Genomic DNA, 17,356 nt, shown 5'->3' with positions numbered 1-17,356 from the left:
ACATGTGCGTCCGCGCGTTCGATCAGGCAAGGTTGGACGGACGACGACGGAGGCGAGGAGCGCAGGTGCCGAAGCGGGGCCGACCGGGCGGGCGAGGTTCGGCGGCGGGGAAGCGGAACGGGGGAGGGCGACCCGGCGCCGACGCACGCCCGGCGACGTCCGAGGCATCGGCGCCGCCCGCCCCGCGCGCGCCCGCCGCGCCCGCGGACGCCCCGCCGACCGGCGGCCTGCTCGGCCCCGACCTCCCGCCCGTCGACCGGCCCGTCCCCGTCCCGCACGCCCTCCCGCCCCGGCAGACCGAGGGCCTGCTCGTCCCGGCCCCGACCGAGGAACCCGCTCCGGCGGAGCCCGCGGCCGAGCGCCCGTACGCCCGCGGCCTGGCCCAGGACACCCTCACCCCTGAGGAGTGGCGCGCCGCCGGCTACACCCCCTCCCACGGCACCGCCGTCCCCGCCGCGCTCGCCGAGGACGAGGAGGAGGTGCCCTGGCCCGACCGGATGCGCACCCTGCTGCGCACGCCGATGGTCGAGCGGCCCGCCCTCGAACGCACCCCGCGCGAGCTGCACCCCTCCGCCGCCCGCAACATCCCGCGCATCCTCGACCTCTCCCTGCGCATCGGCGAACTGCTGCTCGCCAGCGGCGAGGCCGCCGAGGACGTCGAGGCCGCGATGCTCGGCATCGCCCACGCCTACCGGCTCGACCACTGCGAGCCGCAGGTGACCTTCACCCTGATCTCCATCTCGCACCAGCCCTCGCTGATCGACGCCCCGATCACCGCCGACCGGGTGGTCCGCCGCCGCACCTCCGACTACACCCGGCTCGCCTCCGTCTACCGCCTGGTCGCCGACATCACGGCCGGTCGGGTCAGCGTCAACGACGCCTACCGCCGGCTCGCCGAGATCCGCCGCAACCGCCACCCGTACCCGGTCTGGCTGCTCGCCCTGGCCTCCGGACTGCTGGCCGGCGCCGCCACCTTCCTGGTCGGCGGGCGGGTCGACGGCAAGGCCTGGCTGGTGTTCATCAGCGCCTTCACCGCCGCCGTCGCCGGCGACCGGCTGGCCTCCGCGATCGCCCGGCGCGGCCTGCCCGAGTTCTACCAGTTCGTGATCGCCGCGATGCCGGCCGCCGTGCTCGGCATCCTGCTCTCCTTCAACGAACTGCACCTGCGCGGCTCGGTCGTGATCACCGGCGGACTCTTCGCCCTGCTCCCCGGCCGGGCCCTGGTCGCCGCCGTCCAGGACGGCCTGACCGGCTTCTACATCACGGCCGCCGCCCGGCTGCTCGAAGTGATGTACCTGATCGTCGGCATCGTCATCGGCGTCATGCTGGTGCTCTACCTGGGCGTCAACTACAACGCCAAGCTCCGCCCGGACGAGAGCCTCGCCGGCACCGTCAACCCGCCCGTCCAACTCGTCGCCGCGATACTGCTCTCCCTCGCCTTCGCGATGCTGCTGCAGACCGACCGGAGCGCGCTCGCGCCGGTCGTCCTCAACACCGCGATCGGCTGGTCCACCTACGGCGTGCTGACCAACGCCCAGATCTCGCCGATCGTCGCCACCGGCGTCGCGGCCGGCCTGGTCGGCCTGTTCGGCCAGCTGATGGCCCGCTACCGGCAGGCCAGCGCGCTGCCGTACGTCACCGCCGCGATCGGCCCGCTGATGCCCGGCTCCGCGCTCTACCTCGGCATGCTCGCCTTCGCCCAGGGCCACGCCAACGCCGGACTGGTCTCGGTCACCCGGGCCGCCGCCCTGGCGATGGCCCTCGCCATCGGCGTGAACCTCGGAGGCGAGGTCGCCCGCCTCTTCCTCAAGTCCCCCGGCGCGACCGAACGGCTCGCACCCCACCTGCTCGTCCCGCGCCGGGCGGCCAAGCGCACCCGCGGGTTCTGAGCCCCCGCCGCGGACGAACGAAGGCACCACCACCGATGATCAGTGCACTCCTGGACGGCTACCGCGAGCACATCGTCGCCGCCCACAAGCAACCGCTCTTCCTGCTGCTCACCGGGTTCATCTGCTCCTTCGTCCTGATCCGGTTCAGCGTCCGGATGATCCGCGCCGAGGTCCGCTGGTGGCCCGGCAACATCACCCCCGGCGGGCTGCACATCCACCACATGGTGTTCGGCCTCGGCTTCCTGCTGCTCGGCGGCATCGGCGTCTTCGCCACCGGCGGCCGGTCGCCGTGGATCGACCTGTTCGGGCTCTGCTTCGGCATCGGCTGCGGACTGGTCCTCGACGAGTTCGCGCTGATCCTCCACCTCGACGACGTCTACTGGGGCGAACAGGGCCGCAAGTCGGTCGACGCCGTCATCCTCGGCATCCTCGTCACCGCCCTGCTGCTCACCGGGTACGTGCCGCTCGGCGTCGTCCCCGGGCAGGACACCCGGTGGGGCCTGATCGCGGTCATCTCCGTCAACGCGCTGGTCTCCATCGTCGCCCTGCTCAAGGGCAAGATGTGGACCGGCCTGCTCGGCATCATGGTCCCCGGCCTCTCCTGGATCGGCGCCATCCGACTCGCCCGGCCCGGCAGCCCCTGGGCCCGCTGGCGGTACACCGGGCGGCCCCGGCGGATGCAGCGCGCCGTACGACGCGAGCGGCTGCTGCACGCCCGCGCCGACCGTGCCCGCACCTGGCTCTTCGACCTGATCGCCGGCGCCCCCGACAAGGTCCCCGCCCACCACGCCGCCACCCACCGCGTCGCCGAACGGATGGCCGCCCGCGCCACCGCCCACCTCGACGCCCACGCCGCCCGCGCCCTCGCCCGCCGCCACGCCCGCCTCGCCGACCGCCGGGCCACCTCCGCCGCGACCCCGGTCGACCCCGTCCGCCAGGACCGCGCCAGCCTCCGCCGCCGTACCGTCCGCGCCGGCCGCCACCGCACCTACGCCGTCCGCCCCACCCCCGGCGCCCCCGAACCCCACACCTCCTACCGCCACCCCCGCCTCCCCCACCCCCAGCCCCGGCCCCCGCGCCACTGAGCCCGCCGGCGGCGGACGCGATAGCCTCCCGCCGACACTGTTCGACAAGGGGGGTCTTTCATGGGTACGCCGAATGTGACCGACGAGCGCCTGGCCTGGCTGCTGGTCCGGGACGAGCTGAGCCGCCGGACCGAGAAGACGCCGTGGTGGTCGCTGCTTCGTTTCCTCCACGCGGCCCGGGGCCGGCACGGCCTGGCGACCCAGGCGGGCGGCATGCAGCAGGAGGCGACGTCCGGCCGGATGGCCGACTACGCGCTGGCGGTGGACGACGCGGCCGAGACGCTCAGTGCCGAGGAGCGCCGGACGCTCCGGGAGACCTCCACCCTGCCCGGCTGGTTCATGGACGACGTCGAGCGGCGCTACCAGGAGATCCGCCGGCGGTAGGGGTCCCGGCCGCCCGGTCGGGCCTGGCCGGGCGGCATCGGCAGCTCTCACCCCGTACTCACGGGCTCTCACCCGCGCAGCCCTGTGGCGATCGCGCTGATGATCGGTCACGTCTGAGAATATGACCGCACGTGACCGAATTGTCGCGCCATGGGGCATATGACCGATCGTCGGACGGTGTGCGAGAGAGGAGCCGACCGTGGCCCGCAGGATGCTGCCCGCCCTCCTCCTCGCCGCCGCCGGACTCCTCGGGCTGCTGCCCGCCGCAGCCGCCGCCCCGGCGCCGACCCGGCTGGCCGCTCCGGCCGACGACCCGTACCCGTCCACCGAGGACATCGCCAAGGCGCAGGCCGACGCCGACGCCAGAGCCGGGGACGTCGCCGCCATCGAAGCCCGCCTCACCGCCGCCCAGACCGAACTCGAGGAAGCCGGCCGGGCCGCCGAGCAGGCCGTCGAGGCGTACAACGGGGCGCAGGCCCGACTCGTCCGCGCCCGGGCCGAGTCGGCCGCCGCCGCCGAACGCTCCGCCGCCGCAGAGACGGCCCGCGCCGCAGCGGCCGAACGCGCCGCCGGACTGCTCGCCGAGATCTACCGCCAAGGCGCGTCGCCCCAGCTCTCCGCACTCAACGCCCTGCTCGGCGCCCGCGGCCCCGGCGACCTCAGCGACCAGGCCGCCGCGGTCGGTGTGGCCGGTGCGCAAACCCGACAGATCCTCGACGACGCGACCGCCACCGCTGCCGCGGCGGCCCGCGCCCGCACCGCCGCGCAGGCCGCCGAGGACAACGCCCGCCGCGCCGCCGACGCCGTCCGCCTCGCCAAGGAACAGGCCGAGGCCCGCCTCACCGCCCAGCAGGCCCAGGTCGCCGACATCGGCCGCCGCCGCGAGCAACTGCTCGCCGACCTGGCCGCCGCCCGCAACACCACCGTCGACCTCGAACGGCAGCGCCGCGAAGCCCTGGAGGCGATCGCCGCCCGCCAGGCCGAGGAGGCCGCCAAGGCCGCCGCCGCGGCCAACCGGCCGGATCCCGCCGCGAACCGCCCCTGGTCGGCGGACGGCGCGGCCGCCGCGATCGCCCACGCCCGCGCCCTGATCGGCCTCCCCTACATCTGGGGCGGCGAGGGCCCGGACGGCTACGACTGCTCCGGGCTGACCATGACGGCCTGGCAGCGCGGCGGCAAGCGCCTCACCCACTTCGCCGCCGACCAGTACGCCCAGTCCACCCCCGTCTCCTACCGCCAACTCCGGCCCGGCGACCTGGTCTTCTGGACCAAGACCGGCCGCGCCGCCGACATCTACCACGTCGCCCTCTACATCGGCGACGACCAGATGATCGAGGCCCCCCGCCCCGGCGCCGCCATCAAACAGGCCAGCCTCTGGATCATGGGCACCCCCGACTTCTACGCCCGCCCCTGACCGTCCGCGCACCCCGCGTAGGTTCCCATTTCGCTTTGCGCATGCCCAAGATCGGTGGAGACCGCTCGCCTGGCAGGACACCCACCCCGTCAACGCGGAAGGCGAGAAGAGGGTGAGTCAAAAGCCGTGCGACCTCGGTGAGACCAGCGCACACTGAAGGCGAAGGAAGATCACGAACGAGCCGCTTCCTGGCGCCGCAAACGCTCAACGAGCATGCAGCTGGCGAGATCCAGCCGACAGCAGTAAGCGCATCCGCAGAGAGCATGGAGATCCGGTGACCCTCGACATACAGCCGCTCAATCCGAGCCACGCCTCCGAGCAGGAGCTGGCCGACTACCACGCGATGCGAGCAGCAGCCGTATCAGTGGACTTTCCCGAGGACCCGCCGTTGACCTACGAGGCCGCAGTCGGCCGCCTGCGCACCCCGCCGGTCGGGGACGGACCATGCCGCTTCTGGGTCGGCAGCTTGGATGGACGCCTGGCCGGTTCGGTCAGGATCGCGCTGCCCGAGGGCTCCAACAGTGGGATCGCCCAGGTCGAGGTCCACGTGCACCCCGAACTGCGGCGCCTCGGCGTTGGAACGGCGCTGCTACGTGCCGCGATGCCCGCAGTCCTGGAATCCCGGCGCGGCACCGTCCTCGGACAACCTATGAAGCCCGACTCTGCCGGGGCCCCCTGGGTGGCGGGCCTCGGGTTCGAGGTGACGCACAGCATGGTGATGCAGGTCCTGCGGATCGCGACGACTCCCGCGCGGTTGTGGGAGGTGTCCGTCCCTGCCGGCTACCGCCTCACGCAATGGACGGGAGCGACTCCCGAGCAGCTCATTGACTCCTACGCCGTGGCCCGGCAGGCCATCCAGGACGCTCCGTCCGGCCGGACGAGCTACCGGGAGACCGCCTGGACTCCCGATTCGGTTCGGGATGCCGATCGTGAACTGGCGGCCGCTGGTGCGGAGCAGCGGGTGGTCATCGCCATCGATGACACTACTGAGCAGGTCGTCGGCGTCCACGTCGTCCACAACTACCCGCACCGCCGGGAGATCGGCTACATACACGACACCTCTGTGCTGGCCGCGCACCGCGGGCACGGGCTCGGCCTGGCGATGAAGGCCGCCATGACGCGCCTGATCACCGACGAGCGACCGGACATGAACCTCATCTGCACCACCACCGCGACCACGAACACCCACATGATCAACATCAACCACGCACTCGGCTACTGCACGGCTCCGACGATGAACTGGGTTGAGACCACAACGACGCGGCTTGCCGAGAAGCTGGCCGCCCTTTCGACCAGTCCACGCTGAATGGCCGGCTCAGGCTCAAGCCGAATGAAGATCACGATTGGAACCTGCACCCGGGCGGACGGCGCTACGCCTCGGCCACGACCAGGTAGAACGTCACCGACGCGAGGAAGGGGCCGGTCGCGAGGTGGGCCAGCCACTCCTGGGCCGCGTCCTCGGTGAGGTATCCGGCGGTGACGGCGCGGCGGGTGGTGCGCTCCAGCCCGAGGATCGTGTCGGCCGCCCGGACGTCCCGGAAGACGGGTGTGATCGGGACGACCGCCGGCACCGTGAAGCCGGCCCCGGCCGCCAGCCGTGGGAGTCGGCTGCCGATGCGGGCGTTGGCCACGGCCCGGTCGGTGACGAACCGGGTGTAGGCGTCGGTCAGGCGGCTGTCCGGGTGGTCGACGGTCAGGGTGCCCCAGTCCGGCTCGCCCATGACCACCCGACCGCCGGGGCGCAGCACCCGCCGGATCTCGCCGAGCGCCCGCGCGGGGTCGTCGACGTGCTGCAGCACCCGGTCGGTGCGAGCCCGGTCGGCGCTGCAGTCCGCCATCGGGAGGTCGTGGAGATCGCCGAGCCGGACATCGACGGCGAGTCCGCCCGTGCGCCCGGTCGCGGCATCGACTGCCGCCCGGTCGTGATCGACACCGATCACGGTCCCCGTCGGACCGACCGCCTCGGCGAGCGTGCCGAGGTCCGTACCGGGGCCGCAGCCGAGATCCACAACCGTGTGGCCCGGCCTGACGTCGAGCTCGTCCAGCATGCGCTTCTTGTAGGACCGCCCGAGGTCGGTCGCGGCGAGCCGATCGAGGTAGGCGATCGGGTCGGGAGTGTCGGTCTCGAAAACGTTGGAGGTCATGAGTGACATCCAATCAACTCCCGTGCAGTGCCCTGGGGCTTTGGAAGGTGGCCGCGAGCCCCGGGTGGGAGAAGTGTCCGCCGGCGCCCCGGCTGACGCATGATGGCGGGGAGGGGCCGACCGGGGCTGTGGAGAGGAAGGAGCGCGGATGCTGCTGCGGGACGTGGAGGCGGGCGACGTCGGGGCGTACGAGCGGATGCGCTGCGACCCGGTGATGATGGCGGAGCTCGGTGGGCCGCTGCCGCGCGAGGGGGTGGCGGACAAGGTGCGGCGCGACGTGGAGACGGTGGCGGCGGACGAGGGCTGGATCAAGATGGTGCTGGTCGACGGGGAGGTGGCCGGCTCGGTGTGCCTGTGGTCGCACGAGGAGGACGGCGAGCTGATCTCCGAGGTCGGCTGGATGGTGCTGCCCGAGTTCCAGGGGCGCGGGCTGGGCCGGGAGGCCGTCCGGCAGCTGCTCGAACTGGCTCGGGAGGACGGTCGCTGGGGCCTGGTGCACGCGTTCCCCGGGGTCACCAACGGCCCGTCGAACGGGATCTGCCGTTCCCTCGGCTTCCTCCCGGGCGAGGAGACGGACATCGACTTCGCCGACCGGCTGCTGCGCTGCCGCCACTGGACGGTCGACCCCGCCGCCGCGCCGTGGCGCACCGCGCGGGGCTGAGCCCGGCGGGGGCGCCGGAAAAACCGGATGCCCGCCCCGCGAGGCCCGTCGTACCGTGGCCGCATGGGCAACGATGCACCCGGCCGCACCGGTAACGACCGTCCCGACCGCTCCGACCAGCAGCTCGAGGTCCGTGCGATCACGGAGGAGGAGCTCCCGGTCTGGGACCGGGCGATCGCCCGTGGCTTCCTGCGCCCGTACGTCGGCGACGGCACCGAGGTCCGCCGACTGTCCTTCCAGCCCGGCCGCTACCTCGCCGCCTTCGACCACTCCGACGGCGGCCGCTGCGTCGCGACCTTCCGCAGCTACGACAGCGAGCTGACGGTGCCCGGCGGCGCGGCCCTCCCGGTCGACGCGGTCACCGCGGTCACCGTCAACTCCACCCACCGCCGTCGCGGCCTGCTCAGCCGCATGATGCGCAGCGACCTGGCCGCCGCCCGCGAGCGCGGCAGCCTCGCCGCGATCCTGGTCGCCGCCGAGTACAACATCTACGGCCGCTTCGGCTTCGGCCCGGCCACCCGCGGCCACGGGTGGCGGGTGGACGTGCTGCGCTCGGGCGGCCTGCGCGCCGACCTGCCGGTGCCGACCGGCGGCCGGATCGACTTCCTCACGCCGGAGGAGGTCCGCAAGTTCGGCCCCGAGCTGCACGAGCGCTGGCGCCTCACCCAGCCCGGCGCGATCACCCGCCCCGCCGTCTGGTGGAAGCTGCAGACCGGCGAACTCACCCTCCCGGGCCTGGACTGGAAGGAGGGCTTCACCGCCGTCCACCGCGACGCCCAGGGCACCATCACCGGCCTGATCCGGTACAGCATCGAGGACATCTGGGACGGCGCGTACCCGAACTGCACCCTCCACGTGCAGGACTTCCTCGCCCTCGACCGGCCGACCGCCAACGCGCTGTGGAAGCTGGCCTTCTCGGTCGACTGGGTGAAGCAGGTCTGCGCGCTGAACATCGGCATCGACGACCCGCTGCCGCTGCTCCTCAACGACCCGCGCGGCGCCAAGCCGCACGAGGACAACTTCGACTTCATGTGGCTGCGGCTGCTCGACGTCCCCGGCGCCTTCGCCGCCCGGACGTACGCCGCGCCCGGCCGCATCGTCCTCCAGGTCACCGACCCGGAGGGCTGGGCCGAGGGCCGCTGGGCGCTGGAGACCACCGCCGACGGCACCGGCAGCTGCCGGCCCACCGAGGAACCGGCCGACCTCGCCCTCGGCGTGTCCGAGCTCGGCTCGCTCTACCTCGGCACCGAGTCCGCCGTCCGGCTCGCCGCCGCGGCCCGGGTCACCGAACTGCGCCCCGGCGGTGCCGCGAAGGCCGACCTCCTGCTGCGCACGCCCACCCAGGCCTGGAACCCGGACAGCTTCTGACCCGCCCGGGCGGTCTCCGGCTCCTGCGGGCGCCCGGAGACCGCCCGAGGGTCACGGCTTCGCGGTCTTGCCTATGGTCGGCAGGATGAAGTCCTGGATCAGCCCCTTGGCGTCCCGGACGATCGGCCGGAACACCCGGTAGCGGGACAGGTTGATCACCCGGGCGGCCATCGGGGTGGACCGCCGGACGAACTCCCGGGTCCGCTCGGTCTCCGGCGTCCGGTCGAAGACCCAGTAGAGCACCACGATCATCAGGTGCAGCCAGAGCACGTCCGGCAGCAGCTCCACCAGCTCCGCGTCCAGCTTCGGCGCCAGCTCCGAGCCCTCCAGCACCTCGCGGAACAGCGCGACCGCCGTCGCCCGTGCCGGATGCGACTCGTTGGAGAACGGGCTGAGTGAACTGGTCGGGTCCGCCGCCGTCCGGAAGAACTGCGCCGCGAACTCGTGGTACGGCGTCGCCGTGTCGATCCACGACTCCAGGGTGATCTGCAGCCGCGTCGCGAAGTCCCGGGTGTTCGCCATCCGGGCCTTGGCATCGGCCGCGTGCTCGTACGTCATCCGGTCGTAGAAGCCCTGGATCAGGAACTCCTTGGCCGAGAAGTAGTAGTACGCGTTGCCGACCGAGACGCCCGCCTCGGCGGCGATCGCTCGCATCGTGGTCTTCTCGTAGCCGCGCTCCTGGAACAGCCGCATGGCCGTCTCCAGGATCAGGGCGCGGGTCTGCTCGCTCTTGTCGGTCTTCGGCCGGGCCCGACCGCCGGGTAGCTCGGAGGAGGCGGGGGCGCCGGTCCCGAGGCTGTCGGTGTCGCTCTCGTTCGGCTGGTCCACGCTGGTTGAGCCTACCCGTGCGGCGGCAGTGCTCCGGGCTGTCCGGGTCTCCCGGGTCTCCCGGGTTTTCCCGGTTTCCCGGGCTTCGGTGTCGGACGGGGGCGGCCCGGCCGGACGCCGTCCGACCGGGCCGCCCCCGGTTCCTCCCCCGCCTCGGCCCCCGCCGTCCGGCCCGCGACCTAGCCGGGGGCCGGGCACGAGCCGTCCGCACACCCGGGCCCCGGCCACTGACCGCCCGGCCCCCCGCTGCCGTACGGTCCCCCGTTCCCGTACGGCTCCCGGGTGGCGAACGGGTTGGTGCCGCCCGCCGGCCCGCCGGGCCGGAACGGACCGGGTGCCCCCTCGACACCCGGTACGTGCCGACCCGCCCCCGTGACCTGGCGGTACTTGCTGGCGGCGAAGGCCGCCGCCCGGGCCAGCGGCAGGCCGGCCGGGGTGGAGAGCCGCTGGGCCAGCGGCCGGTGCTCGGCCAGGGCCCAGAGGCAGGCGACGAAGGCGTGCGCCCCCCGCCAGACCTCGCCGGTGTCCGCGACCACGGTGATCTCGCCGAGCGAGGCGTCGTGGTCCAGGCCCGGGAACCGCTCCCGGGCCTCGGCCGATGCCACCGCCACGAACTCCAACGGCACCAGTTGCAGCTGCCCCCGCAGCCACGCGGTGAGGTGCCGGCAGAGCAGACACGCCGGGTCGTGCAGGACGGTCAGCCGTCCGACCGGCGGCGCGGCGGCCGCTCCGTACTGGCTGGTGGTCATCGCGGTCACGCCTGGGTGGGGGCGACCCAGCCCTGCGGGGCCACCGGCGGACGCTGCTGGCGCTCCAGCGCCCCGCGCCGACGGATCCGGTTGAGCACGTACACGTTGCCCAGGTGCATCACGCCCAGCAGCAGGAGCACGGTGCCCAGCTTGTACGAGAGCGCGTTGAACACCCCGGCGACCGAGACGACCGCCTCGTCGTTGCGCATCCACAGCGCGACGAAGCCGAGGTTGATCAGGTAGAAGCCGACCACCAGGAGGTGGTTGACCGCATCGGCCAGCCGCTCGTCGCCCGCGAACACGTCGGCCAGGAAGATCCGGCCGTTTCGGCTCAGGGTCCGGGCGACCCAGATCGTCACACCGGTGGCGATCGGCAGGTAGGCGGCATAGCTGACGACTGTGTAGTCCATCGGGACCACTCCGTTTCGAACGTGTTCAAAATCTTGTGGGCATGACTGTAGGGGATCCTTTTGAACGTGTTCAAGTGAGGGGTGTGGGAGGCTCGTCACATGAGCCAGACGATCACCGTCCGAACCGGCGGCCCCGCCGACGCCGCCACCGTCGCCGCGCTCCACGCCGAGAGCTGGCGTACCGCCTACGCCGACTTCGTCCCGGCCGACGCCCTCGGCGACGGCCTCGCCGAGGAGCGGGCCGTCCTGTGGGACATCCGCCTCACCGCCGACTACGGCCCCGCCGAGATGCAGCCCACCCTGCTCATCGCCGAAGAAGCCGACGGCACCGCCGCCGGCTTCGCCTACCTCGTCCCCGAACCCGACGGCCGCGTCCTGCTCGACAACCTCCACGTCCGCCCCGGCCGCACCGGCGCCGGCATCGGCCGCCGCCTCCTCCGCGCCGCCCTCGACCGCACCCCGGGCCCGCTCCGCCTCGAGGTGCTCCGCGCCAACACCCGCGCCGTCGCCTTCTACGAACGCGAGGGCGGCACCCGGACCGCCGAACGCCTCTGCGACTTCCCCGGCGGGCACCGGCTCCCCGAATACGAGTACACCTGGCCGGCCCCGATCAGTGGTCGTACACCGTGACCGCCACCGAACGCTCCGCGAGCCGCGCCACTACCAGCGGCTCCACCCGCTCCCACCGGCCACCCGCCAGCCCGCAGCCGATCCGCGGCATGTGCACCGAGGCGCCCAGTCGCAGCGCATGATCCCCGAGGGTCGCCAGCGCCGTGTCGATCGCCTCGTACCGCACCGGCACCCCGGTCGACCGGGCCGTACGCATCCCGCGCTGGCCGATCATGTTCGCCACCCAGACGTACTGCTCGACCTGCACCAGTTGGACCGCCCCGAGCCCGAAGTCGTTGCCCGCCCGCTCCCGATGCCACCGCCGGTACGCCGCCTCCGGCTCCGACCACCGCCGGGACACCGCCACCACGAAGCCCTTGCCCCACCCCCCGAGGTCGTTGCACACATGCGCGACGATCTTCACGCCCTTCCCCTGCGGCGCCGTCGCATCCCCTCGCACGTACTCCACCCGACCACCCATCCCGCCATGCTGACAGGCCCCACCGACAGACCATCCAGGTCGGAACCAACCCCCTTCACAGTTGGGGCGCACCCGCAGGGGCGCGGGGAACTGCGCGGGACGGAAGGGCCGGGCGTGCACTCGACTGCGGCTCGGTCAGTTGCACGTGCTGTCCGCAGGTAGGGCGAGCCCCCGGGGGGCGCGGGGAACTGCGCGGGACGGGAGGGTGGGGCGTGCACTCGATTGCGGCTCGGCCGGTTGCACGTGCTGTCCGCAGGTTGGGCGAGCCCCAGGGGTGCGCGCAGCGGCGCGCCTGGCCGAGGCTGGGCCGGAGCCCGCCTCAGCCGAGGCGCCCGGCCGCTTCGCGGCGGGGGGAGACGGCGGCGCGGACGGCCAGGGCTGCGGCGAGGGCGAGCAGGGCGGCGGCCACCGGGACGGTGTAGCCGGTGCCGGGCGCCGCGTGCTGGGCGATCGCACCGCCTACCGTCGACCCCGTCGAAATGCCGACCAGGATGCAGGCGACGGCGAGCGACATGCCCTCGTTGATGCGGCCAGCCGGGAGCAGGTCCTGGACCAGCGTCATCGCGCTGACCATCGTGGGAGCCGTCCCGCACCCCGCCACCAGCAGCGCCGCCCCGAGGACGCCGAGCCCGCCGCCGGAGGCCGCCGCGGCGAGCGGCGCGGCCATCAGCAGCGTCATCACCGCGATCCCGCCGACCAGCCGCTGCACGGCGGAGCGCCGGACCCGCACCATGCCGAACACCAGCCCGGACACCGCCGACCCGGCCGCGACCAGTCCGAGCAGCACGCCGGCGGCCGACTGCCGGCCGAGTGAGTCGGCGTACGCGAGGGTGGTGACCTCCAGGGAGCCGAAGAGCAGTCCGACGGCAAGGAAGGCGAGCAGCATCGCCGGCATCCCGCCGACCCGCAGCACTCCGAGCGCGCCCGTGTTCCCCGAGTCCGCCGTGGCGGCCGGCGCGGCGAGCGGCGGTTCGGTGCGGCGCTGCGCGGCGAACAGCAGCACGCCGACCGTGGACAGCGCCCCGCCGGCCATCAGCCCGGCTTCGGGGAAGAGCCCGGTGCACAGGGCCATGGCGAGGACCGGCCCGGTCATGAAGCAGAGTTCGTCGAGAGCCTGTTCCAGCGAGTTGGCCCGGTGCCGGGTGGCGTCGTCGTCGCGGTGGAGGTGAGCCCAGCGGGCGCGGGCCATGCCGCCGACGTTGGGCGCGGTCGCCGAGGCGGCCCAGCACAGGAAGAGCGTCCACGCCGGCGCGCCGAGCCGTACGCACAGCAGCAGTCCGACCAGCGGCACCACCGAGGTGAGTACGGAGGGCACGGCGACCCGGGCCTGTCCGTGGCGGTCGACGAGCCGGCCGATGAGCGGCATCAGGACGGCGGCGGTGACGACGCCCGTGGCGGAGACCGCGCCGGCCAGGGCGTAGGAGCCGCGCCGGTCGGCGATCAGGACGACGGTGGAGACGCCGTTCATGGCGAAGGAGAGGCGGGCGAGCAGTCCGGCGGCGGTGAAGAGCAGGCTGCCGGGGGCGGAGAAGACACGGCGGTACGAGGCGAGAGGGGCGAGCGGGGCGAGCGAGGCGGACACGGAACTCCTGGGATCGTTGGCTCCACCAGCCTCGTGGCGCCTGCCGCGATCCGTCCAACACCTGTCCCGCACCATTGACGCAGTTCTGTTGTTAATCTCTGCGGCATGCCCCATGACCTGCACCCCCGCCTGCTGCGCGGCTTCGTCGCGGTCGCGGAGACGCTGCACTTCGGCCGCGCGGCGAGCCAGCTGCACGTGGCCCAGCAGGCCCTGAGCCGTGACGTGCGGGCGCTGGAGCGCGCCCTCGGCGGGGCGCTGTTCCTCCGGTCCACCCGCAGTGTCGAACTCACCCCGGCCGGGCAGCGGTTGCTGCCGAAGGCGCGCCGGCTGCTGGCCCTGTACGACGAGATCCTCGGCGCGACCGAGGACCGGCCGCTGCTGGTGGACCTGAACAGCGAGCTGGCGGGGGAGGACCTGACCGCCGACCGGATCCTGGACGCGGCCCGCCGCAGCCGTCCGGAGAGCGAGCTGCTGGCCCGCTTCCACGGCGGACTGGCGGCCGCGGCCCGTGAGTTGGTGGCGCACCGGCTCGACGTCTCGTTCGGCCGCTTCGCCGGCCTGCCCGAGCCGGTACGGGCCCAACTGGCGCACCGTCCGGTCCGCCTGGAGCGGATGGCGGTCGTCCTGCCGGCGGACCATCCGCTGGCGCCGCTCGCCGAGGTGCCGCTGGCAGCGCTGCGCGGCCATCCGGTGGACGTGTGCATCGGCAACCCGGCGACCACCGAGTGGGCCGACCTCGGCCGACGGCTGCTGCACGACCACGGCCTGGCGGCCGCCGAGCCGTACCTGCCGGCGATCGGCCTCGGCGAGTTCGCGCGCTACGTGGCCCGGCACGGCAACCCGGTGCTGACGACGACCGGCGGTCCGGAGATCGCCGGGGCGGTGACCCGGCCGCTGGTCGATCCGGTGCCGCTCGCCCTGGTCGGGCTGGTGCACCGCCCGGACCTGCGCCATCCCGGGCTTGCCGCGCTGCGCGCCGCGGCTGCCGAACTCGCCGCGGCGGAAGGCTGGTTGCGGCGCCCGCCGGGCAGCTGGCTGCCTCCGGAGGACGCCGCACTCCTCGCACGTTGAGCGGTGCCTACTTGTCGGCGACCAGCTTCCCGGCGACGCCCCAGCTGTCGGCCGGAACCTCCTGGATCCACACCTGGACGGTCTCGGCGGGCAGCTGCAGGGTGTCCACGAAGGCGTCGGTGATCCGCTGGACCAGCTCGCGCTTCAGCTCGACGCTGCGGGGGCCCTGCTGCACGGTGACGATGGGCATTTCTGCTCCTCAACTCGGTTGTGCTGACGGGGAACAGTTCATCCCGTCCGACCGTCGCGAACCAGACGCGATCCGCTCTCGCTGCGATCACCGATCCTGATCGTCGCAGCTCACGCCAGCGTTCCGGCAGGCGGCGAGGAGCAGGCGCTGCAGCGGTCCGGTGCGCCGGACGGCCAGCGCGGTGGGGAGGGCGAGGCCCGGTGCCCGCAGGGGGCGGAAGACGATCCGCGGGTGGCTGGTCCGGCGCGCGTTGGCGGCGTACACCACGGTCCACATGGGGGTGCCGGCGCCGATGGCGGCCAGGGTGTCCTGGAGGGTGCTGGAGGCGGGGCCGGGGACCGGGGTGAAGCCGGCCCGGCGGCAGGCGCCGAGCACCAGGTCGACCAGGGCGGGGTGTTCGCGCCGGGCGACCAGGCGGAGCGGGAGGTCGGCGAGGTCGGCGAGGTCGATCCCGGGCTGTTCGGCGAGCGGGTGCCGGGCGGGCAGGGCGACCACCAGCTGCTCGTCCCAGACCGGGACGAAGCGCAGCTCGGCGCTGTCCTCGGGGATCGCGCCGCGGACGAAGGCGGCGTCGAGGCGGCCGTCGGCGAGTTCGGCGAGCCGCTCCCGGACGGGGAGGGCGTGCAGTTCGACCCGGACGGCGGGGGTGCGCTGCTGGAAGGTGTCGAGGATCCGGTCGAGCCGGTCGCCGAGGCCGGTGATGGTGCCGAGCCGGAAGTCGGTGGTGGCGGCGAGGTCGGCGGCGACGGCGCGGGCGGCGTCCTCGGCGGCGAGTACGCGGCGGGCGGCGGGCAGGAAGCGCTCGCCGGCGGGGGTGAGCCGGACGTGTCGCGGGGAGCGGTCGAAGAGTTCGGTCTTCAGCTCGCGTTCCAGCCGCCGGACCTGCTGGCTCACGGCGGGCTGGCCGAGCAGCAGCCGCTCGGCGGCGCGGCCGAAGTGCAGTTCCTCGGCGACGGTGACGAAGCAGCGCAGCTGCCGCAGTTCCATGCGGTGTTCCCCCCGATCGGTTCGGCTCTCGGGGGAGCGTACGGCGGCGCCCCCGCCGTGGGGCGGGGGCGGTACCGGACTCGGGTGGTGCGGGTGCGGTCACCCGGGTGGTGTGCGGGTGCGGGTCAGGCGGCCTTGACGGCGGAGATGTCGAGCGACAGCTTCACCTTCTCGCCGATCAGCACGCCACCGGTCTCCAGCGCGGCGTTGTAGGTCAGGCCCCAGCTGGTGCGGTCGACCGTGGTGCCGCCCTCGAAGCCGACCCGGTCGGCGCCGTACACGTCGGTGGCGGAGCCGGTGAACTCCAGGTCGAGGGTGATCGGACGGGTGGTGCCCTTGATGGTCAGGTCACCGTGCATCCGGTACGTGTCGCCGTCGATCCGCTCGGCGGAGGTGGAGCGGAAGGTGATCTCCGGGTAGGTGTCGGCCTCGAAGAAGTCGCTGTTGCGCAGGTGCTCGTCGCGCTGGGCCTGGCTGGTGTCGATCGAGGCGACCTTGATGGTGAGCTCGGCGGTGGAGGCGGCCGGGTTGGCGCCGTCCAGGAAGAGCTTGCCGTCGTACTCGGTGAACTCGCCGCGGACGTTGGTGACCATCGCGTGGCGCACCGCGAAGCCGATCTTGCTGTGCGCCGGGTCGATGGCGTACGCGCCGGTCAGGTGCGACAGGTCGGGGCCGGCGGTGGCGACGGCGACGGGGGCGGTGGACTTGGTGGTGCGGTTGAAGATGCCCATGGCTCCTCCTTCGGGACTGAAGCCATTTGTTTAGGCTTCAACTTGTTGGCTCCACCGTAACCCCGTCTGGTTCAAATTTCAACCATGCCGCGCGAGGAAGTTTCCGAACGCCCCCGGATTCACTCGGTCGGCCCCCACGGGCGACCCTGCTCCTCGGCCAGCAGCTGGAAGGCGACCTTGCCGTCGAGGGTCTCCCGGATGATGTCCGCGTGCCCCGCGTGCCGGGCGGTCTCCTCGACCAGGTGCATCAGCGTCCAGCGCGCGGTGCGCCGGCTGTTCGGCGGGAACCACGGCGCCGCGGGCAGCGCGAAGTCCACCTCCAGGCTCGGCAGCGCCCGGACGATCTTCTCGGTCTCGGCCGCCACCTGCTCGTACACCGCCAGCCAGCCGGCCAGGGTGTCGCCGTCCACCAGGCGGTACTCGTCCGCCCAGCGCTCCGCCGTGGTGGGCTCCTCGACCGGCCGCTGCATCAGGTTCTCCACGATCCAGTGCCGCTCGCAGCGGGCCGCGTGCTTGATCAGCACGGTCAGCGAGAGGCTGCTGACCGTCGGCGTGCTCGCCGCCTGCTCCTCGGTCAGCCCCAGGACCGCCCGCCGCAGACCGCCCCGCTGGGCCGCCAGGAAGTTCAGCAGGGCGTCGCGCTCGTCGATCTCCGCGTTCACCAGGGAAGGCATGGGGAAGTCCTCTCGTCGTCGCCGCGGCCCTCTCGGCCCCGGGTCTCCGGCTCGGTGATACCGACGCTATCGGCGAATGAGGACAGATCCGGTCCGCTA

19 protein-coding genes are annotated in these 17,356 nt (G+C 73.3%); 9 read left to right on the top strand and 10 right to left on the bottom strand.

Features of this window, described 5'->3' with window-relative positions; all coding sequences use genetic code 11:
• Positions 1 to 2: 2 nt before the first annotated feature.
• The 5 genes from FHR36_RS29615 (at position 3) to FHR36_RS29595 (ending at position 6,078) form a co-directional block, all read left to right on the top strand.
• Positions 3 to 1,889 carry a threonine/serine exporter family protein gene (locus FHR36_RS29615; protein WP_407660867.1) on the top strand — a complete coding sequence of 629 codons (1,887 nt, stop codon included), beginning with the start codon at positions 3 to 5 and terminating at the stop codon, positions 1,887 to 1,889.
• Positions 1,890 to 1,924: 35 nt separating this feature from the next.
• Positions 1,925 to 2,974: a hypothetical protein gene (locus FHR36_RS29610; RefSeq protein WP_253803265.1), complete on the top strand. Its 1,050-nt coding sequence runs from the start codon at positions 1,925 to 1,927 to the stop codon at positions 2,972 to 2,974.
• A 60-nt stretch (positions 2,975 to 3,034) separates the two neighbouring features.
• Positions 3,035 to 3,358, top strand: a complete 324-nt coding sequence (locus FHR36_RS29605; protein ID WP_253802135.1) for a hypothetical protein — start codon at positions 3,035 to 3,037, stop codon at positions 3,356 to 3,358.
• Positions 3,359 to 3,557: 199 nt separating this feature from the next.
• Positions 3,558 to 4,772 (top strand): C40 family peptidase, encoded by a 1,215-nt coding sequence (locus FHR36_RS29600; protein ID WP_253802134.1) that lies wholly within the window; start codon positions 3,558 to 3,560, stop codon positions 4,770 to 4,772.
• 274 nt (positions 4,773 to 5,046) lie between these two features.
• Positions 5,047 to 6,078: a GNAT family N-acetyltransferase gene (locus tag FHR36_RS29595; RefSeq protein WP_253802133.1), complete on the top strand. Its 1,032-nt coding sequence runs from the start codon at positions 5,047 to 5,049 to the stop codon at positions 6,076 to 6,078.
• Positions 6,079 to 6,142: 64 nt separating this feature from the next.
• On the opposite strand, the gene FHR36_RS29590 is transcribed toward FHR36_RS29595, so the two are convergent.
• Positions 6,143 to 6,916, bottom strand: a complete 774-nt coding sequence (locus tag FHR36_RS29590) for a methyltransferase domain-containing protein (RefSeq protein ID WP_253802132.1) — start codon at positions 6,914 to 6,916, stop codon at positions 6,143 to 6,145.
• A gap of 148 nt (positions 6,917 to 7,064) precedes the next feature.
• Between FHR36_RS29590 and FHR36_RS29585 the strand changes: the two genes are divergently transcribed.
• Positions 7,065 to 7,577, top strand: a complete 513-nt coding sequence (locus tag FHR36_RS29585) for a GNAT family N-acetyltransferase (protein ID WP_253802130.1) — start codon at positions 7,065 to 7,067, stop codon at positions 7,575 to 7,577.
• A 63-nt stretch (positions 7,578 to 7,640) separates the two neighbouring features.
• On the top strand, positions 7,641 to 8,945 hold the full coding sequence (locus FHR36_RS29580; protein WP_253802128.1) for a GNAT family N-acetyltransferase: 1,305 nt from the start codon (positions 7,641 to 7,643) through the stop codon (positions 8,943 to 8,945).
• A gap of 51 nt (positions 8,946 to 8,996) precedes the next feature.
• On the opposite strand, the gene FHR36_RS29575 is transcribed toward FHR36_RS29580, so the two are convergent.
• From FHR36_RS29575 to FHR36_RS29565, 3 genes are all read right to left on the bottom strand, one after another.
• Positions 8,997 to 9,773, bottom strand: a complete 777-nt coding sequence (locus tag FHR36_RS29575) for a TetR/AcrR family transcriptional regulator (protein ID WP_253802126.1) — start codon at positions 9,771 to 9,773, stop codon at positions 8,997 to 8,999.
• Between the two features lie 179 nt (positions 9,774 to 9,952).
• Positions 9,953 to 10,522: a thiol-disulfide oxidoreductase DCC family protein gene (locus tag FHR36_RS29570; RefSeq protein WP_253802125.1), complete on the bottom strand. Its 570-nt coding sequence runs from the start codon at positions 10,520 to 10,522 to the stop codon at positions 9,953 to 9,955.
• 5 nt (positions 10,523 to 10,527) lie between these two features.
• On the bottom strand, positions 10,528 to 10,932 hold the full coding sequence (locus FHR36_RS29565) for a hypothetical protein (RefSeq protein ID WP_253802123.1): 405 nt from the start codon (positions 10,930 to 10,932) through the stop codon (positions 10,528 to 10,530).
• 99 nt (positions 10,933 to 11,031) lie between these two features.
• Here FHR36_RS29565 and FHR36_RS29560 point away from each other — a divergent pair, with 99 nt between their 5' ends.
• The gene (locus FHR36_RS29560) at positions 11,032 to 11,562 is read left to right on the top strand and encodes a GNAT family N-acetyltransferase (RefSeq protein WP_253802121.1); all 531 of its coding nucleotides are present in this window, start codon (positions 11,032 to 11,034) and stop codon (positions 11,560 to 11,562) included.
• Here FHR36_RS29560 and FHR36_RS29555 read toward each other — a convergent pair.
• Complete coding sequence (locus FHR36_RS29555) at positions 11,543 to 12,022, bottom strand: macro domain-containing protein (protein ID WP_253802119.1); 480 nt, start codon at positions 12,020 to 12,022, stop codon at positions 11,543 to 11,545. The two genes, FHR36_RS29560 and FHR36_RS29555, sit on opposite strands and share 20 nt — an antisense overlap.
• Before the next feature lie 319 nt (positions 12,023 to 12,341).
• The gene (locus tag FHR36_RS29550; protein ID WP_253802117.1) at positions 12,342 to 13,604 is read right to left on the bottom strand and encodes an MFS transporter; all 1,263 of its coding nucleotides are present in this window, start codon (positions 13,602 to 13,604) and stop codon (positions 12,342 to 12,344) included.
• A 105-nt stretch (positions 13,605 to 13,709) separates the two neighbouring features.
• On the opposite strand from FHR36_RS29550, the gene FHR36_RS29545 reads away from it, so the two are divergent.
• Complete coding sequence (locus FHR36_RS29545; RefSeq protein ID WP_253802115.1) at positions 13,710 to 14,675, top strand: LysR family transcriptional regulator; 966 nt, start codon at positions 13,710 to 13,712, stop codon at positions 14,673 to 14,675.
• A gap of 7 nt (positions 14,676 to 14,682) precedes the next feature.
• On the opposite strand, the gene dmpI is transcribed toward FHR36_RS29545, so the two are convergent.
• From dmpI to FHR36_RS29525, 4 genes are all read right to left on the bottom strand, one after another.
• Positions 14,683 to 14,865, bottom strand: coding sequence for a 4-oxalocrotonate tautomerase DmpI (dmpI, locus tag FHR36_RS29540; RefSeq protein WP_253802113.1), 183 nt, complete (start codon positions 14,863 to 14,865; stop codon positions 14,683 to 14,685).
• Between the two features lie 87 nt (positions 14,866 to 14,952).
• Entirely contained in the window at positions 14,953 to 15,852 is a 900-nt protein-coding gene (locus FHR36_RS29535) for a LysR family transcriptional regulator (protein ID WP_253802111.1), read from the bottom strand.
• A gap of 125 nt (positions 15,853 to 15,977) precedes the next feature.
• On the bottom strand, positions 15,978 to 16,583 hold the full coding sequence (locus tag FHR36_RS29530) for a YceI family protein (protein WP_253802109.1): 606 nt from the start codon (positions 16,581 to 16,583) through the stop codon (positions 15,978 to 15,980).
• Between the two features lie 119 nt (positions 16,584 to 16,702).
• A complete protein-coding gene (locus tag FHR36_RS29525; protein WP_253802107.1) occupies positions 16,703 to 17,257 on the bottom strand; it encodes a DinB family protein in 555 nt (184 codons plus the stop codon).
• Positions 17,258 to 17,356 lie beyond the last annotated feature (99 nt).

It is taken from the genome of Kitasatospora cinereorecta (assembly GCF_024172095.1).
GTDB classification, from domain to species: domain Bacteria; phylum Actinomycetota; class Actinomycetes; order Streptomycetales; family Streptomycetaceae; genus Kitasatospora; species Kitasatospora cinereorecta.
This window is presented reverse-complemented; position numbering and strand designations above follow the sequence as displayed.

Coding starts and splice junctions, on each gene's coding strand:
- dmpI (WP_253802113.1), bottom strand. CDS start 14,865: ATGCCCATCGTCACCGTGCAGCAGGGCCCCCGCAGCGTCGAGCTGAAG.
- FHR36_RS29525 (WP_253802107.1), bottom strand. CDS start 17,257: ATGCCTTCCCTGGTGAACGCGGAGATCGACGAGCGCGACGCCCTGCTG.
- FHR36_RS29585 (WP_253802130.1), top strand. CDS start 7,065: ATGCTGCTGCGGGACGTGGAGGCGGGCGACGTCGGGGCGTACGAGCGG.
- FHR36_RS29545 (WP_253802115.1), top strand. CDS start 13,710: ATGCCCCATGACCTGCACCCCCGCCTGCTGCGCGGCTTCGTCGCGGTC.
- FHR36_RS29590 (WP_253802132.1), bottom strand. CDS start 6,916: ATGACCTCCAACGTTTTCGAGACCGACACTCCCGACCCGATCGCCTAC.
- FHR36_RS29560 (WP_253802121.1), top strand. CDS start 11,032: ATGAGCCAGACGATCACCGTCCGAACCGGCGGCCCCGCCGACGCCGCC.
- FHR36_RS29610 (WP_253803265.1), top strand. CDS start 1,925: ATGATCAGTGCACTCCTGGACGGCTACCGCGAGCACATCGTCGCCGCC.
- FHR36_RS29615 (WP_407660867.1), top strand. CDS start 3: ATGTGCGTCCGCGCGTTCGATCAGGCAAGGTTGGACGGACGACGACGG.
- FHR36_RS29565 (WP_253802123.1), bottom strand. CDS start 10,932: ATGGACTACACAGTCGTCAGCTATGCCGCCTACCTGCCGATCGCCACC.
- FHR36_RS29605 (WP_253802135.1), top strand. CDS start 3,035: ATGGGTACGCCGAATGTGACCGACGAGCGCCTGGCCTGGCTGCTGGTC.
- FHR36_RS29530 (WP_253802109.1), bottom strand. CDS start 16,583: ATGGGCATCTTCAACCGCACCACCAAGTCCACCGCCCCCGTCGCCGTC.
- FHR36_RS29555 (WP_253802119.1), bottom strand. CDS start 12,022: ATGGGTGGTCGGGTGGAGTACGTGCGAGGGGATGCGACGGCGCCGCAG.
- FHR36_RS29535 (WP_253802111.1), bottom strand. CDS start 15,852: ATGGAACTGCGGCAGCTGCGCTGCTTCGTCACCGTCGCCGAGGAACTG.
- FHR36_RS29580 (WP_253802128.1), top strand. CDS start 7,641: ATGGGCAACGATGCACCCGGCCGCACCGGTAACGACCGTCCCGACCGC.
- FHR36_RS29570 (WP_253802125.1), bottom strand. CDS start 10,522: ATGACCACCAGCCAGTACGGAGCGGCCGCCGCGCCGCCGGTCGGACGG.